Here is a 16,434-nt window from a genome sequence, read left to right as displayed (position 1 = left end):
GGGCCGAACAATGGAGTTCCGCGAGCTCACGATCGACGTCCCGCAGGCCGTGCTCGACGACCTCACCGAGCGCCTCGCGCGCACCCGCTGGCCGAACGAGCCGACCGGCGGCGAAGCCGGCGGGCTCGGCGAGGTCCGCCGACTCGTCAGCCACTGGGCGGAGCACTACGACTGGAGCGAGGTCCAGGACCGCCTCAACCGGTGGACGCACCGCGTCGCGCGCGTCGACGGCCGCGACGTCCACGTCGTGCACGAACGCAGCGCGGCGCCGGGTGCCGTCCCGCTCCTCCTCCTGCACGGCTGGCCGGACTCCTTCTACCGGTTCGCCCACGTCGTCGACCGGCTGACACGGCGCGACGGCGACGACGACGACGGACCGGCCTTCGACGTCGTCGTCCCCTCGCTCCCCGGGTACGTGTTCTCCGAGCAGCCGGAACCGGGAGGCGCGACCCTCGCCGCCGTCGCGGAGACGATCGCCCAGGTGATGGCGGGCCTCGGGTACGAGCGATACGTGGTGCACGGTGGGGACTGGGGCGCCGCCATCGCGCAGGAGATCGCGCGGGCGCACCCGGAGCGGGTCCTCGGCCTGCACCTCACCGACGTGCCGTTCCCGAACATGTTCACCGTGGACCGGGAGTCCGCGACCGACGCCGAGCGGGCCTACCTGGGCGCGTCGATGGCGTGGGCGGAGAGTGCGTCCTACTTCACGGTGCAGTCGGGAGCACCGCTCGAGCTCGCGTACGGGTTGAGCGACTCGCCCGTGGGCCTCGCGGGCTGGCTCGGCGACAAGTTCCGTGCCTGGAGTCAGGCGCCGCTGGCCGACGACGACGTGCTCACGAACGTGATGCTCTACTGGGTCACGAACACGGTCCGGTCGTCGTTCAGGTTCTACGCCGAGGGGCTCGGCGGCGAGTGGGACTCCGGTGACGCCGCCGAGTGGGGCGGCTCCGCTGAGTCGGGAGGTGTCGCCGAGTCGGGGGGTGCCGCTGAGTCGGGCGGCTCCGGCGGGTGGGGCGGCGACGCGGCCGGCTACGGCTCTGTCGGCTCCGGCGAGTGGGGTGGCGACGCGGCCGGCTCCGGCTCAGGCGACGACGCCGGCGCGGCCGCCGCGGACTGGTCGCCCCGGATCGAGGTCCCGACGGCGATCGCGCTCTTCCCGGCGGATCTCGGCGGACCGGCGCCGCGCGAGTACGTCGAGCGCTTCTTCGACGTGCGGCGGTACACGCTGATGCCGCGCGGCGGCCACTTCGCGGCGCTCGAGGAGCCGGCGCTGCTCGTTGACGACCTCCGCGCGTTCGCCGCCCAGCTCGCCGAGGCTCGTTGACCCCCGACCGTGTGGTTGGTCCCCCTGAGCCCCCGACCGTGTGGTTGGTCCCCTGAGGCTCGTGGTGGGGGGAGAAACCACACGGTCGGGGGTGGGGTCCGGGTGCCCGCGGATCGACCGTGTGGTTGGTCTCTCGAAGCCCGGCGGTGGGGGAAGAACTACACGGTCGGGGGGTGGGGTCTGGGTGCCCGCGGATCGACCGTGTGGTTGGTCCCTCGAAGCCCCGCGGCTGGGGGAGAAACCACACGGTCGGCGGATCACCGGGAAACGTCGATGCCGGCGCGGTGCCCGGCGTAGCCCCACACGGCGAGAGCGAGCATCGGCCCCCAGAACCATGCGGGGAACAGGACGGCGCCGCTCGCGCCCATCATGAGGAGGAGCGGGATCGCCGCGCCGGAGAGCATGACGGCGACGATTCCGCCGGGGATGATCGCGGCGGCCGGCGGGACGGGCTGCCCGGCACGTCGCGGGAACCAGCGCGGGAACCGTTCGCCCCAGGGCAGGATGAGGCCGAGCGTGAGGAAGAAGCCCAGCCAGGCGCCGGAGGAGAGTGCCAGCCCCTGGATCTTCACCGAGAGGGGGACCCCTTCGCCGCCGAACATCGCCCACGGTGTCAGCCAGGTCAGGCGGGCGAGGGCATACGGCAGCGGGCCGAGGGCGGCGAGCACGGTGAAGAGCCGGCGGTGACGGGTCACCCAGGCGGTGGCGCGATGCAGCGATCCACGGCGCCAGGCGCGCAGCAGGGCCAACCCGGCCCACGCCGTCGCCGTCGCGAGCGGGATCACGACGCCGAGGAGCCCCCAGCGTTCGCGGGCGAACCCGCTCATGACCCCACCGAGCTGGGTGGCGAACGCGTCACGGGCGACGACGATGCCGACGACGGCGAGCACCCCGCCGAGCGCGATCGGGATCCGCCACCCGGGCCGCGTGCGGAAGACCTGCACGGCCATCCAGACCACGAGGACCGGGACGGCCAGCGACATCAGGTAGCCGGCGGCGCTGAGCGTCTGGGCTCCCTGGGCCAGGAAGCCGAACGCGACCACCTGCAGCGCCGCGACCGGGGCGACGAGGCGCCCCGCATCGCCCGACCGGGGCCGGAGGAGTGCGGCGGTCGCCGTCGCGAGGCCGAGCAGTGCGACGGCGAGGAGGGTCCACGTGAGCACGGGACCGGGCAGGAGCGCCCGACCGAGCGCGTTGCCCTCCGCGAGGAAGGGGTTGAGGTCGGGCGCCGCGGCGAAGAAGCCGACGAGCGTCGTCGTCACCGCGGACGTGATGAGCGCGGTGCCCGTGAGGCGCCGCGTGGCGTCGGGCGTGGCCCGGGTTCCAGCTGGGTGGCCGACGGCGCCCCGTGCGGGGTGGTCGTGGGCGGGGGTCGGCGGGTGGTCGGTCGGGGCGGACCGGGCGGTCATCGCGGTGCCTCTCGTCGTGGGGATCTGGCGTGGTTCCACGGTCCCGTTGCGGCGCGGTGCCCGACCTCCCCGCGCGTGGGGATGCGCCTCCCCCGTGAGCGGGAGATCGCGGACGTGACGGTGGGGCGCCGCTCGTGGCTCCGGCACGTCGCGGATGCCCGGATTGGCGAATGCTCGGATGGCGGCGACCCGGATGTCGGAGGTCTGAGGGAGGCTCTGTCCCATGACTGAGAAATCGGCACGGCGGTGGATCGACTACGTGGAGCTCACCGTGACGGACCTGCCCGCGGCGATCGCGTTCTACGAGCGGGCGTTCGGGTGGGAGTTCACGTCGTACGGCGAGGGGTACGCCGGGATCCGGGGCGCCACGTCCGACGATCCCGAGGTCGGCGGCCTGAGCCTCGGTGACTCGGTGCGGCCGGGCGGTCCGTTCCTGTTGTTCTCCTCCGACGATCTCGACGCGTCCGTGGTCGCCGTGACGGACGCGGGCGGCGCCGTCGTCCAGGGGCCGTACTCGTTCCCTGGCGGGCGCCGGTTCCACTTCACGGACCCGAGCGGCAACGAGCTCGGCGTCTACCAGGACGACTGACGTCGAACCGTGCCGAGTGCGGGGTGAGCGCCCGAGTGCGGACCGGCACGCACCGCACTCGGACGCTCACCCCGCACCCGGCGCGGTGGCCGAGCGCCGGCGTCAGGCAGGCAGGGTGGTCGACGAGGGCCCGACGTCGGACACCTCGGCGCTCCCCACCGGACGCGGCGAGCGCGCCCCACGCGTCCACATGACGAGCGCCGCGAGCGCGTACGCGACGGCGAGGGCGACGAACACGGCGCGCGACCAGCCGGTGTCGGGCAACGTGAACGCGGCGAGCGCCGCCGCGCCCACGAAGGCGGCGTTGTACAGGACGTCGTAGAACGCGAACGCGCGCCCGCGGTAGGAGTCCTCGGTGTCGCGCTGGACGATCGTGTCGACGGCGATCTTCGTCCCCTGCGCGGCCAGCCCCAGGAGCCCGGCACCGGCGTAGACCACGGCGCGCGACGGCGTCGTCACGAGCAGGAGCTGGCTCGCCGCGGCGAGCAGCAGCATGATCGCGATCCACGCCTGCGGCCCCGTGTGCCGCGACAGCGTCGGCGTGAGGACCATCGCGACAGCGCCGCCGGCGCCGGTGAGGCCGACGACGACGGCGAACGTCGCGAGCCCGGCGTCCTGGTTCCCCGGGTCGAGCAGGTTGCGGGCGATGAGGATCGACGCGATGAAGACGACGCCGTACAGGAACCGGTGCGTCGCCATCGCGAGCAGCGCCTGACCGGGCGTGCGGCGCGCGGCCAGGTACCGGGCGCCGTCGACCAGGCCTCGCGCGACCTTCGCGATCTCGCTGTGGACGGACGCCTCGGCCGGGCGATCCGGGCCGAGCTGCGTGCGGCCGAGTCGCAGCGCCAGCAGGGACGCGACAGCGAAGACGACGGCCGCGCACACGAGCGCCGACGAGTCCTTGACCCGGCCCGGCTCGAACGCGAGACCGAGCACGAACCCGATCCCGCCGCCGACGAACGCTGCACCGGCACCGAGCGTCGGGGTGATCGAGTTCGCCGTCAGCAGCAGCGGGCGGTCGACGACGCGCGGCAGACCCGCCGACAGGCCCGCGAGCAGGAACCGGTTGACCGAGAGCGCGGCGAGCCCGACCGCGTAGATCCAGCCGCTCACGCCACCCGCGAGCATGAGCGCCGCCATGCCCAGCGTCAGGACGACGCGCACCGCGTTGCCCCACACCAGCACCTGGCGCCGTTGCCAGCGGTCGAGCAGCACCCCCGCGAACGGTCCGACGATCGTGAACGGCGCCAGCATCACGGCGAACGCGCCGGCGATGGCGGCAGCCGTCCCCTGCGACTCGGGCGAGAAGAACAGCAGCGAGGCCAGCCCGACCTGGAACATCCCGTCGCCCGCCTGCGACACGAGCCGGACCGCGAACAGCTTGCGGAAGCCGGACCCCGCCAGCAGCGCGCGCAGGTCCGCCCAGACGCCCGCGTGCGCGGGCGGCGGCGTGGCGTCGTCCCGTGGCGCGAGCTCGCGGTCGCGCGGTCCGCCCGGGTCTCGTGAACCCCGCCCCGGGTCTCGCTCCGCGGACTCGCGGTCTCGCGGAGGGTGCTCCCCTGGTCCTGCGCCTGTCACCGCTGCAGGTTATCCGGCGGCAGACGAACGCCCTGCATCGTCCGCCGCCCGGCCTGTGGGTGTGACGTCCGGGGCCCGTGAACGCACACACACCCCGGAAGTCGCACCCACAGCGTGGGGAGGGCCGAGCGTGGCGCGAGCCCGTCCTGTGCCGCGAGTCAGGATCGAGCCCGGGAGAGGGCGAAGGCCCCGTGCGAGCCCTCGAGCCCGGACGAGGGCAGAAGGTCCCGTGCGCGCAGGCGCCCGAGGCAGCACGATGGACGCGTGGAGCCTGCCGAGCACGCCCCAACCCCGAGCACGCCGCGGCCCTCCGGCCCCGGGCCGCGTCCCGCGCCGTCTGTCGCGGCCGGGACGACGTCGACGGCGCCCGACCCGTCCACCAGGGACGCGGCCGACGTCGCCCGGGACCTGGGCGTCGACCTCGACGTCGGCCTGAGTCGCGCCGAGGCCGCGCGCCGGCTCGCGGAGAACGGGCCGAACGACCTGCGCGAGACCCTGCCCGTCCCGCTGTGGCGCCGCGTCCTCGCGCAGTTCCAGGATCCGCTCGTCTACCTGCTGCTCGTCGCCGTCGCGATCTCGCTCGTCGCGTGGATCGTCGAGGGCGCCGAGGGTCTACCGATCGACTCCGTGGTGATCCTCGCGATCGTGATCCTCAACGCCGTCCTCGGCTACGTGCAGGAGCAGCGCGCCGAGTCCGCCGTCGCCGCCCTGCGCGACATGACCGCCGCCACGTCGACGGTGCTGCGCGACGGCGAGCTGCGCACCGTCGCGTCGGCGGAGCTGGTCACCGGTGACGTCCTCGTGCTCGCGGAGGGGGACGCCGTCGGCGCCGACGCCCGCCTGTTCGCCGCGACCGCCCTCCGCGTGAGCGAGTCCTCGCTCACCGGCGAGAGCGAGGCAGTCACCAAGAACACGAGGACTCTCCCCGAGCCGGCGCCGCTCGGAGACCGCCTCGACATGGTGTTCCGCGGCACCGCCGTCGCGCAGGGCGTCGGCCGCGCCGTCGTGACCAGCACGGGCATGGGAACGCAGATGGGCGCCATCGCGGAGATGCTCGAGGCCACCGAGGCGGACCCGACGCCGCTGCAGCGCGAGATCTCGAGCGTCTCGAAGCTGCTCGGCATCACGGTGATCGCGATCGCCGTCGTCGTCATGGTGACGATCGCGCTGGTCAACCAGGTGGACGAGCTGTCCGACGCCGTCACCGTCCTCCTGCTCGGCGTCTCGCTGGCCGTCGCCGCGGTGCCGGAGGGTCTGCCCGCGATCCTGTCCGTGGTGCTGGCGATCGGCGTCCAGCGGCTCGCCCGGCGCAACGCCGTCGTGAAGAAGCTCAGCTCCGTCGAGACGCTGGGCTCGGCGTCGGTCATCTGCTCCGACAAGACCGGCACGCTCACGAAGAACGAGATGACGATCGAGTGCATCGTGACGGCGTCGGGCCGGGTCGACCTCACCGGCGTCGGCTACCGCCCCGACGGAGTCGCGCTGCACAAGGGTCACCGGCTCGAGGACTCGCGGCTCGCGCGCGAGGCCCGGATCGCGCTCGGCGGCGGGATGCTCGCCAACGAGGCGCAGCTCCTGGAACGCGACGGCGAGTGGCAGATCCAGGGCGACCCCACCGAGGCAGCGTTCCTCGTCGCGGCGCGCAAGCTCGACCGCACCATCGAGGAGGCCGCGCACTACGAGCGCCAGGGCTCCGTGCCGTTCACGTCGGAGCGCAAGCGCATGTCGGTGCTCGGGCGCCGCGACACCGACGGCCAGCTCGTGCTCATCAGCAAGGGCGCACCCGACGTGCTCCTGAGCTTCTGCACGCACGTCGTGGTGGGCGAGGACGTGGTGGAGCTCGACGACGCGCGGCGGGAGCGGATCCTGGCCGACGTCGAGGGGCTCTCGGCGCAGGCGTTCCGCACGCTCGCCGTCGCCTACCGTCCGGCGGACGACCTCGAGCCGGCCGACGGCTCTGCCGATCTGGACGAGAGCGCCGAGCACGACCTCGTCTACGTGGGCGTCGTCGGGATCATCGACCCGCCGCGCGACGAGGTGGCGCTCGCGGTGCGGGAGGCGCACCGGGCGGGCATCCGCGTCGTCATGATCACCGGCGACCACCCGGCCACTGCCGCGCGCATCGCCGCCGACCTCGGCATCGTCGAGCCCGGTGCGGAGGCGCTCACCGGTCGGGAGCTGGACGCGATCGACGACGACGAGCTCACCCTCGTGGTCCGCCGCGTGTCGATCTACGCTCGCGTCGCCCCCGAGCACAAGCTCCGCATCGTCGACGCGCTGCAGGCCGACGGCCTCGTGGTGGCGATGACCGGCGACGGCGTCAACGACGCTCCGGCACTCAAGAGCGCCGACATCGGCGTCGCCATGGGCATCACCGGCACGGAGGTGACCAAGGAGGCCGGGGACATGATCCTCGGCGACGACAACTTCGCCACGATCGTCGCCGCCGTCCGCCAGGGCCGCGTCATCTTCGACAACATCCGCAAGTTCCTGCGGTACCTGCTCTCGTCGAACATGGGCGAGGTGCTCACGGTGTTCCTCGGCGTGGTGCTGGCCGGCGTGATCGGGCTCGCCGGCGCCTCCGACGAGCACGTGGTGCTGCCCCTGCTCGCCACGCAGATCCTGTGGATCAACCTCGTCACGGACTCCGGGCCGGCGCTCGCGATGGGCGTGGATCCCGAGATCGACGACGTCATGGCGCGTCGGCCGCGTGCTCTGACGGACCGGATCATCGACGGGCGGATGTGGTCAGGCGTCATCTCGATCGGCCTCGTCATGGCCGTGGCGACGCTCGTCACGATCGACGTCTTCCTGCCGGGCGGGCTCATCGACGGGACGGACACGCTCGACGTCGCCCGCACGGCGGGGTTCACGACGCTCGTCCTCGCACAGCTCTTCAACGCGCTGAACTCGCGGTCGGAGACGACGACGGCGTTCCACAGGTTGTTCGTCAACCGCTGGCTCTGGGGCGCGCTCGCGCTGGGCGTGGTGCTGCAGGTCGCCGTCGTCGAGGTGCCGGTGCTGCAGCACGCGTTCGGGACGGCGTCGCTCGACCTCGCGCACTGGGGAGTCTGCGTGGCGCTCGCGTCGGCCGTGCTGTGGTTCGACGAGCTGCGCAAGTGGGTGTGGCGCGTGCGGCACCCCGAGGTCCCCGCGTGACGACGGCGCGCCCCGCCCGCGGATGACGACGGCGCCTCCCACCCGCGAAGGTGAGGGGCGCCGTCGTCGTCCCCGAAGAGCGGCGGGGCTCAGGCCTCGCCGGCGATGAACGCCTCGACCTTGGCGCGGGCGAGGTCGTCCGGGTACTGCTCCGGCGGGGACTTCATGAAGTACGACGACGCCGAGAGGATCGGCCCGCCGATCCCGCGGTCTTTCGCGATCTTCGCGGCCCGGACGGCGTCGATGATGATGCCCGCCGAGTTCGGCGAGTCCCACACCTCGAGCTTGTACTCGAGGTTGAGCGGCGCCTCGCCGAACGCGCGGCCCTCGAGGCGGACGTACGCCCACTTGCGGTCGTCGAGCCACTGCACGTAGTCGCTCGGACCGATGTGCACGTTGCGCGAGCCGAGGTCGTGGTCGATGTTCGACGTCACGGCCTGCGTCTTCGAGATCTTCTTCGACTCGAGGCGGTCGCGCTCCAGCATGTTCTTGAAGTCCATGTTGCCGCCGACGTTGAGCTGGTACGTGCGGTCCAGCACGACGCCGCGGTCCTGGAACAGCCGAGCCAGCACGCGGTGGGTGATGGTCGCGCCGACCTGGGACTTGATGTCGTCGCCGACGATCGGCACGCCGGCGGCGCGGAACTTCTCCGCCCACTCCGGGGTGCCCGCGATGAACACGGGGAGCGCGTTGACGAACGCCACGCCGGCGTCGATCGCGGCCTGTGCGTAGTGCTTCGCGGCGTTCTCCGAGCCGACCGGCAGGTAGCAGACGAGCACGTCGGCGCGCGCGTCGCGGAGGGCCTGGGCCACGTCGACCGCGTCGCCAGACGCTTCAGTGATCGTCTCGCGGTAGTACTTGCCGAGGCCGTCGAGCGTCGGGCCGCGCTGCACCGGGACGTCGAGCGGCGGCACGTCGGCGATCTTGATCGTGTTGTTCTCGCTGGCGTTGATCGCCTCGGACAGGTCGAAGCCGACCTTCTTCGCGTCGACGTCGAACGCCGCCACGAACTCCAGGTCGCCCACGTGGTACTCGCCGAACTGGACGTGCATCAGCCCGGGAACGGAGCCGTTCGGGTCGGCGTCACGGTAGTAGTGCACGCCCTGCACGAGCGAGCTCGCGCAGTTGCCGACGCCGGCGATGGCGACGCGGATGGAACTCATGGGTTCTCCTTCTCGGGTTCCCGGCCGGCCGGGCGGCCGTCAGGGGTCTGGGGGGTGTCGGAGGCGGGATGGTCGGTCGTGCCCGACCGCTCCTTCGCGATGAGGTCCTCGAGCCAGCTGACCTCGCGGTCGAGGAGCTCGAGGCCGTGGCGCTGCAGCTCGAGGGTGTACGTGTCGCGGCGCTCGCGGCCGCGCGTGCCCGCCGACCGATAGGCCTCGCGCCGCTCCAGCACCCGGGTGCGCCGTCCCTCGAGGATCCGCAGGCGGGTCTCGGGATCCGTCTCGCCGAACATGGAGAAGCGGACGTCGAACGTCTCGTCGTCCCACGACGCCGGCTCCGCCCGCGACAGCGCCCCGGCGAGCCGCTCCTTGCCGTCCGCGGTCAGCTCGTAGACGACCCGCGACCGCCGGCCGGCGAGGGCGTGCGGGAGCGCGGCCGTGTCGACCGGACGGATCCAGCCCTTCTCCTCCAGCGCGCGCAGGCGCGGGTACAGCGAGCCGAACGACAGCGTGCGGAACGCCCCGAGCACGACGCCGAGTCGCTTCCGGAGCTCGTAGCCGTGCAGAGGGCCGTCCGCGAGCCGTCCGAGGATCGCGAGCTCGAGGACGTCGCCGCGGTTGCGCATCGTGATCCTCCTCGTCCTCGGTCGGTCTGTAGCCACTCGATGTATCGAGTTGATACATCGAAGCGAGTGTGACGCGACCGGGGGCAGGAGTCAAGCACCCTCCGACCCGGCCGCCGATCGTTGACCCGAGGACTGAGTGCCGTTACCGTGACATACGAACAAACACAACACCTGGTTGTTCTTACATATGCTCCCGCTACGACATCCCACCATCGAAGTTGTGGATGCGGAGTCCAGCGCAGGACCTCACTCCGTGGAGCTCCAGATGACGCGTGTGTCCACCCCCCTGGCAGCGTTCGTCGCGGCCCTGGCCTTCCTCGTGTGTGGCCTCGTCGCCCCACCGGCAGCCGCTGACGACGGACTGGTCGTCTACGTCGACGCCGACGCCGGTGACGACGCAGCTCCCGGGACGAGCCCCGACGCGCCGGTGCGGTCGCTCGCGGCGGCGCTGGACCTCGTGGCGGGCGATGGCGGCCGGGTCGTCCTGATGGGCGACTACCCGCTCGACGCCACGTTCGTCGAGCCCTCCCACACCGAGCCGATCCTCGTCACGAGCACGGACGGCGAGCAGGCGTACCCCGGACGGCTGGTCTTCGGTGACACGCCGTTCATCGAGTACAACCTCGCCGGACCCACGACCTTCGCCGACCTCACGGTCGTCACCTCGCAGTGGTCGGTCTTCGCCGCGAACTGGCACCCGATCACGTTCGGCGACGGCGTCGAGATGGTGAGCGTGCCCACGGCCGGCGTCCGGCAGGTGTTCGTGGTGGGCGGCTACCACGGGCCGTCCGCCGAGGACACGGTGCTCGACGCCGACTCGCACATCACGATCAGCTCGGGGACGTTCTACAAGGTGGCCGGCTTCAGCCGGGGCAAGGGCGTTGGGACCCAGACCTACACCGGCACCTCGCACATCACGATCGACGGCGGCGTCGTCCAGGAGGTCTTCGGCGCGTCGCTCGAGAACCACTACTCGGGCAGCACCGAGATCACGATGACCGACGGCCGGGTGGGGGCCCTGCACACGGCCGGCGACGTGACCCGCTACATCGTCGGATCAGCCACCGTGACCCTGACCGGCGGCCACATCAACACGATCGACATCAACAACGTCGTCGAGGACGTGAACCTCACGCTCGACGGCGTCGAGTGGGACGCGATCCAGGCCGCGAACGCCTGGGGAGGCGAGGGCCGCCACCAACAGATCCTCGAGTTCGCGCCCGTCCGGACGGTGCGCTTCGCGGGGCAGCACTACACGCCAGAACAGGTGGCGGCGCTCAGGGAGATCTTCGACGTCCTGGTCAACACCGCCGATGTGCACGTCAGTGCCGACGGCGAGGGCAGCGCGTGCAGCGCGGCCAGCCCGTGCGGCAGTCTCGAGACAGCGTTGGGCCTGCTGGCCGCCGAGGGCGGTGCGATCACGGTCAGCGGGGACGTCACCTGGGACGTCGATCCGGCCACGCTCGCCGCTGGCGCCGGGCGGGTGACGTTCGCCGGCGACGGTGCGGCATCGATCGCCTTCGCGGCCGACGCCGAGGTGCTGATCGCACGTGACGTCAGGTTCTCGTCCCTGGAGCTGGCCAACGCCGGTTCGCTGGAGCTGCAGGCCGACGGTGCAGACCTCGTGATCGGCGACGGCGTCACCACGGACCGGGGGCGCCAGGTCAGCGTCGTCGGGGTGAGTGACGACTCCTCAATCACGATCGGCTCCGGCGAGTTCGCCCGGGTCGTCGGGATCACGGGTCTGACCGACGACTTCGAGGGCACCACCGATGTGACGATCGCCGGCGGCGAGGTCCGGCACGTCTGGGCCGGGACGGACGAGCCGTTCGACGTCGCCGGCGCACTCGTGACGATCGCCGGCGGCGAGGTCAGGACGCTCCACTCCTCCGCGGGCCGGGTCACCGAGAGCCTGACGGCCCGATTCCTCGCCGGTGAGGTCAGGAACGCGCGGCTCGACCGGGCGGACGGCGATGTCAGCGTGCGGCTCGGCGATGCCGAGATCGACAGGATCTCGGTGTCGGACTGGGCGGCCGTCGACGGTGCCGAGCGCTCGCTCGTGCGGCTTCCAGGGGCCGACGAGGACGTGATCGACGAGATCGCGGGCTCGTTCGACGGCGTCACCGAGGACGAGGTCGTGTACCTCGCCGCGGACGGCGACGGCGACGGAAGCAGCCCGACCCACGCCGTCGGCGACCTGAGCGCCGCGATCGCCGCGCTGTCCGGCGACGGCCGGGTGGTGCTGACGGACCGCTACACGATCGAGGGCGGGTACGACCTCGGCGCATACGGCTCGCGCGTCGCGCTCACCTCCGACGACGGCGACATCGACTTCGCCGCCGACGGTGCGGCGCTGCAGATCGAGGGCGCCATGCGACTGGGCGGCCCGACCACCGTCGAGAACCTGTTGCTGCAGTCCCCGACCGTCGACGGCACGATCTACGCGATGGGTCACCCGTTGACGATCGGCACGGGCGTGGACACCGAGTTCACTCGCCGCGGCGAGACGTACCTCACGATCGTCGGCGGGCGGGACGACGCGGTGCCCGCACCGGCCACGTCGGTGACGGTCGAGGGCGGTCCGTGGGCCGGCCTGCGCGGTGGGTCGGACAACACCGGCGCGGTGACCCCCGGCGCCGAGGTGGCCCTCCAGATCGACGGCGGGACGTTCTACGGACCTGTCGTCCTCGCCCACCGCGGCGAGAGCTCCGGATCGGCGTCCGCCACCATCAGCGGCGGGACGTTCACCCAGGGGGTCTACGCCGTCTACGAGGAGGACGGGAGCGCCTATACGGCCGACTACGACGCGGACATCACGGTGTCCGGTGGCGAGTTCTGGGCGACGATCGCTCCCGCGAAGTCACGCTCCACGGAGCTGGCGGGCACGTTCGACCTGACGGTGTCAGGCGGTGAGTTCGGGCACCTGACGGACCTCCTCGGCAGTGAAGGCTTCGCCGGGGACATGGTGAGCTCGCTGCACATCGATCCCGCGATCGCACAGGCGGTGCCGGAGGGTGAGCTGACGTTCACCAACCCGATCGTTCGGGCGGCGGACCCGTACATGTTCACCCACGAGGGGCAGTACTACTTCCTGGCGACGTCCGGTACCACGATGTCGCTGTACAAGGTCGCGAATCCGTCGGACCTGTCACAGGCCGTCGGTTCGGTGATCTTCGCGCCCGACGACATGGCCAACCTGTGGTCGCCCGAGATCCACTACCTGGCACCCGAGGAGGTCGGCGAGCAGGACGCCGGGTGGTACCTCTACCTGTCGGCCGCCCAGCTCGGTGACGGCGCGGCCGAGGGCCAGCGGCAGTACGTCCTCAAGGCGCTCGACGGCGACGACCTGTTCGGGCGGTGGGGAGACCCGGTCACGGGTGACGTGAACGTGGCACGCCGGATCACGAACGTCGACGATCCCGACTTCAACGCGGAGAGCTTCGTCGCGGGGATCTCGCTCATGAGGGTCGCCGGCGACACGTACATCACCTACGTGGACGAGGTCGGTCGGGGGACGTCCGAGTTCCATCAGCGGATCCTCATGAGCCGCATCGTCAACCCGTGGACCCTCCGGGGAGCGCCCACCGTCATCACCCGGTCCGAGTACGACTGGGAGATGCACGGGTACGCCCAGTCCGACAGCGACCCGAACATGTGGTGGCCCAAGGTGGTCGAGGGCGCCACAGCCGTCTACGGCCACGACGGCGAGGTCTACATGGCGTACTCCGCCAGCGGCTACTGGACCGTCTACTACGCGATCGGCTACCTGAGGTACGTCGGCGGCGACCCGATGGTCGCCTCGAACTGGGTGAAGAACCCGACACCGATCATGAGCAAGAACGCCGAGGTGACCGGGACCGGCACCGGACCGAACTTCGCGGACCACGAAGGCACCGACTGGTTCATGTTCCAGGCTCGACCGGGCCCGAACACCCAGACGGCCCGGTACGCGTTCATCGAGCCCTACGTCGCGGATGCGGACGGGCTCACGATCGGCGACGGCTCGGGCCACCCGGCCCCGCTGGAGACGACGTACACGATGAGCGTCAACCCGATCCCGCTCGGGGACAAGATCAGCGGCTTCACGCCGTCGGACGGTTAGAGCAATTGTTAGCAACTCCTGACATTGACACAACATGTCAGGATTGCTTAGGCTGGTCGTGACACATCGCAGACGGCGCCGAGGGTGGTTGCCGCCGGTCGAACGAGGAGGTTGTGACGGTGGTCAACGGCAACTGGCAGCTCAGCCGACGTGGTCTGCTGGGCGGCGGTCTCGGGCTCGCCGCGGGGGCCGGCATGCTCGCGGCGTGCGGTCCGAGCGACGGTAGCGGCGGCAGCGACGGGGAGCCGCCGGAGGACCTGGGATCCCCGGAGGAGGGCCGCCTCGTCGTGTGGGGCGGCGTGGCGCCCGAGACGGGGCCGCAGGCGCTCGTCGACGCGTTCATGGCGAAGTACCCGGACATCGAGGTCGAGTACACGCGGTACGTCAACGACGAGGAAGGCATCCTCAAGCTGGACACGGCGCTCCAGGGCGGCGTCCCGATCGACGTGTACTTCTCCTACGGCACGGTGGACGTCGTCCGCCGGTCGCAGGCGGCCCTCGCGCTGGATCTCACGGACCTGGCACGCGAGGACGACCTGGCGCAGATCTTCGTCCAGGACGAGCCGATCAGCACCCTGGTGGACGGCAAGCTGTTCTCGATCCCGACCACCCACTTCCCGAACTTCGTCGTCATCAACCAGGATGCGATGGAAGCCGCCGGCATCGAGATCCCGTTCGACTGGACGGTTGACGACTATCACCAGATCGCGCAGGAGTTCGCCAGCGCCGGGTTCGACGTCGGCGCCTACAACGTGCCGCGGCACGAGGCCGTGGGGCTCGGCGGCGACTACCTGTACACGGAGGATGGGACCGAGTCCAACCTCGACCACCCCCTCGTCAGGGAGCGACTCGAAGCCACGCTGGCGATGGAGGACGACGGCTCGATCTTCACCCAGGAGAGGATCACGGCCGAGGGGATCGGCGGGTACGCGCAGAACTACTTCCTCGACGGGACGTTCGCGATGATGCTCGACGGGACGATCATCGCGCGGTACGTGAAGAACCTCGAGGAGTACCCGCACGACTTCCGGACCACCTTCCGGCCGTATCCCCGACTGGCGGCCGGTGAGCCGTATATCAACCCCGGCGTACGCGGCGACGACGTGCAGATCTCGGCAAAGTCGAAGTACGCGTCAGCGGCCTGGACCTTCGTGAAGTTCTGGATGGGCGAGGGCGCCGAGCTCGTGACCCCGTCCGGCAAGGTCTCGCCGTTCCAATACGAGGACGGGCCGAGCGATTCGCTGAACGAGGCGCTCTTCGGCCCGGACGCGGACGAGCTGTTCGACGTCGAGTCGTTCGAACAGACCTTCTTCGCGGCCGAGCCGCCGCTGGCCGTGCGTTCGATCACCACGGCGTTCACCGAGATCTCCAGCATCAAGTCCCAGATCGAGGAGGAGATCCGCCTCCGGACCAAGTCGATCGACGACGGGATCGCCGAGATGAAGACGTTGGCCGACGAGGCCATCGACAGCTGGCTGGAGTGAGAAGGCCTCTTTCGTGACCCTGATCTCCGAAGGTGCGAAGCCGGACCGCGCGGGCAAGCTGCCGCGCGGTTCGGCTCCCTCAACCCCGGATCGCCCGCAGCGATCCGTTCTCGTCAACGGCTACCGGTGGTGGATCCCGTGGCTGTTCGTCATACCGACGGTGCTGTGCGTCCTCGCGTTCCTCGTCGTCCCGATGGTCTCCGGGCTGTTCATCGCCTTCACCGACTGGGACGTCGTCTCCGGTCTGGGGGGCATCCGTTGGATCGGCCTGGGCAATTTCCAGGAGTTGGTCCAGGACGACATGTTCTGGTCCTCCGCGCTGCGGACGCTGTTCTACGCGGGCGTCGGGACCCCGCTGACCATCACCGTCGGGCTCTTCCTCGGGCTGGCGCTCAACCGCCCGATGCCGGCGCGTGGGGTGATCCGGGCGATCTTCTTCCTCCCGTCGCTGGTCAACGTCATCGCGGCCGGCACGGTGTGGCTCACCCTGCTCAACCCGACGTCGGGCATGGTCAACCAGTTCCTCCGAGCGCTCGGTCTCACCGACGTGCCCGGCTGGTTCACCTCGGAGCAGTGGGCGCTGCCGGCCATCGTGCTGATGTCGGTGTGGATCAGCGCGGGCTACGTCGCGATCCTCATCATCGCTGCGCTGCAGGACCTGCCTCCGGAGCTCTACGAGTCGGCGAAGCTGGACGGCGCCGGCACCACCCGGCAGTTCACGGCCATCACCCTTCCGGGTCTCGTGCCGATCCTGACGTTCCTCCTGATCACGTCGTTCATCGGCAGGTCCCAGGGCTTCGGGCTCATCCAGTTCATGACCGGCGGCGGTCCCGGGGACTCGACCACGGTGCTCTCCTACTACATGTACGAGGTGGGGTTCCACTGGTACCGATTCGGGTACGCAGCGGCCATCGGCGTCATGAGCATGCTGGCGGTGCTGGCGTTGTCCATCGCCCTGTTCAAGCTCCAGCGGGGCAGGGGCCTGTACACATGAGGAGCA

The 16,434-nt window shown here is 71.0% G+C and carries 10 protein-coding genes; 6 read left to right on the top strand and 4 right to left on the bottom strand.

Annotated elements, in window-relative coordinates; translation table 11 throughout:
* The first annotated feature begins 10 nt into the window (after positions 1 to 10).
* Positions 11 to 1,324 carry an epoxide hydrolase family protein gene (locus tag BCAV_RS21940; protein WP_015884681.1) on the top strand — a complete coding sequence of 438 codons (1,314 nt, stop codon included), beginning with the start codon at positions 11 to 13 and terminating at the stop codon, positions 1,322 to 1,324.
* A gap of 257 nt (positions 1,325 to 1,581) precedes the next feature.
* On the opposite strand, the gene BCAV_RS21160 is transcribed toward BCAV_RS21940, so the two are convergent.
* Positions 1,582 to 2,733 (bottom strand): hypothetical protein, encoded by a 1,152-nt coding sequence (locus tag BCAV_RS21160; protein WP_015884680.1) that lies wholly within the window; start codon positions 2,731 to 2,733, stop codon positions 1,582 to 1,584.
* A 223-nt stretch (positions 2,734 to 2,956) separates the two neighbouring features.
* Here BCAV_RS21160 and BCAV_RS21155 point away from each other — a divergent pair, with 223 nt between their 5' ends.
* Complete coding sequence (locus tag BCAV_RS21155) at positions 2,957 to 3,322, top strand: VOC family protein (RefSeq protein ID WP_015884679.1); 366 nt, start codon at positions 2,957 to 2,959, stop codon at positions 3,320 to 3,322.
* A gap of 102 nt (positions 3,323 to 3,424) precedes the next feature.
* On the opposite strand, the gene BCAV_RS21150 is transcribed toward BCAV_RS21155, so the two are convergent.
* Positions 3,425 to 4,900, bottom strand: coding sequence for an MFS transporter (locus tag BCAV_RS21150; protein WP_015884678.1), 1,476 nt, complete (start codon positions 4,898 to 4,900; stop codon positions 3,425 to 3,427).
* Positions 4,901 to 5,164: 264 nt separating this feature from the next.
* On the opposite strand from BCAV_RS21150, the gene BCAV_RS21145 reads away from it, so the two are divergent.
* The gene (locus tag BCAV_RS21145; protein WP_015884677.1) at positions 5,165 to 8,059 is read left to right on the top strand and encodes a cation-translocating P-type ATPase; all 2,895 of its coding nucleotides are present in this window, start codon (positions 5,165 to 5,167) and stop codon (positions 8,057 to 8,059) included.
* A gap of 89 nt (positions 8,060 to 8,148) precedes the next feature.
* Here BCAV_RS21145 and BCAV_RS21140 read toward each other — a convergent pair whose 3' ends face one another.
* Together BCAV_RS21140 and BCAV_RS21135 are read right to left on the bottom strand one after the other, a co-directional pair.
* A complete protein-coding gene (locus BCAV_RS21140) occupies positions 8,149 to 9,222 on the bottom strand; it encodes an inositol-3-phosphate synthase (protein ID WP_015884676.1) in 1,074 nt (357 codons plus the stop codon).
* Entirely contained in the window at positions 9,219 to 9,848 is a 630-nt protein-coding gene (locus BCAV_RS21135) for a PadR family transcriptional regulator (RefSeq protein ID WP_015884675.1), read from the bottom strand. The genes BCAV_RS21140 and BCAV_RS21135 overlap by 4 nt, the downstream gene beginning before the upstream one ends.
* 265 nt (positions 9,849 to 10,113) lie before the next feature.
* Here BCAV_RS21135 and BCAV_RS21130 point away from each other — a divergent pair, with 265 nt between their 5' ends.
* The 3 genes from BCAV_RS21130 to BCAV_RS21120 all read left to right on the top strand — a co-directional run bounded on the left by BCAV_RS21130 (position 10,114) and on the right by BCAV_RS21120 (position 16,428).
* Complete coding sequence (locus BCAV_RS21130; RefSeq protein WP_015884674.1) at positions 10,114 to 13,950, top strand: family 43 glycosylhydrolase; 3,837 nt, start codon at positions 10,114 to 10,116, stop codon at positions 13,948 to 13,950.
* A gap of 113 nt (positions 13,951 to 14,063) precedes the next feature.
* Positions 14,064 to 15,434: an ABC transporter substrate-binding protein gene (locus tag BCAV_RS21125; protein ID WP_050761780.1), complete on the top strand. Its 1,371-nt coding sequence runs from the start codon at positions 14,064 to 14,066 to the stop codon at positions 15,432 to 15,434.
* Positions 15,435 to 15,447: 13 nt separating this feature from the next.
* Positions 15,448 to 16,428 (top strand): carbohydrate ABC transporter permease, encoded by a 981-nt coding sequence (locus BCAV_RS21120; RefSeq protein ID WP_015884672.1) that lies wholly within the window; start codon positions 15,448 to 15,450, stop codon positions 16,426 to 16,428.
* Positions 16,429 to 16,434: the final 6 nt, after the last annotated feature.

The organism is Beutenbergia cavernae DSM 12333, assembly GCF_000023105.1.
GTDB classification, from domain to species: Bacteria; Actinomycetota; Actinomycetes; order Actinomycetales; family Beutenbergiaceae; genus Beutenbergia; species Beutenbergia cavernae.
Note: the sequence above shows the minus strand (reverse complement) of the source record. Positions and strands in the feature narration are given on the sequence as shown.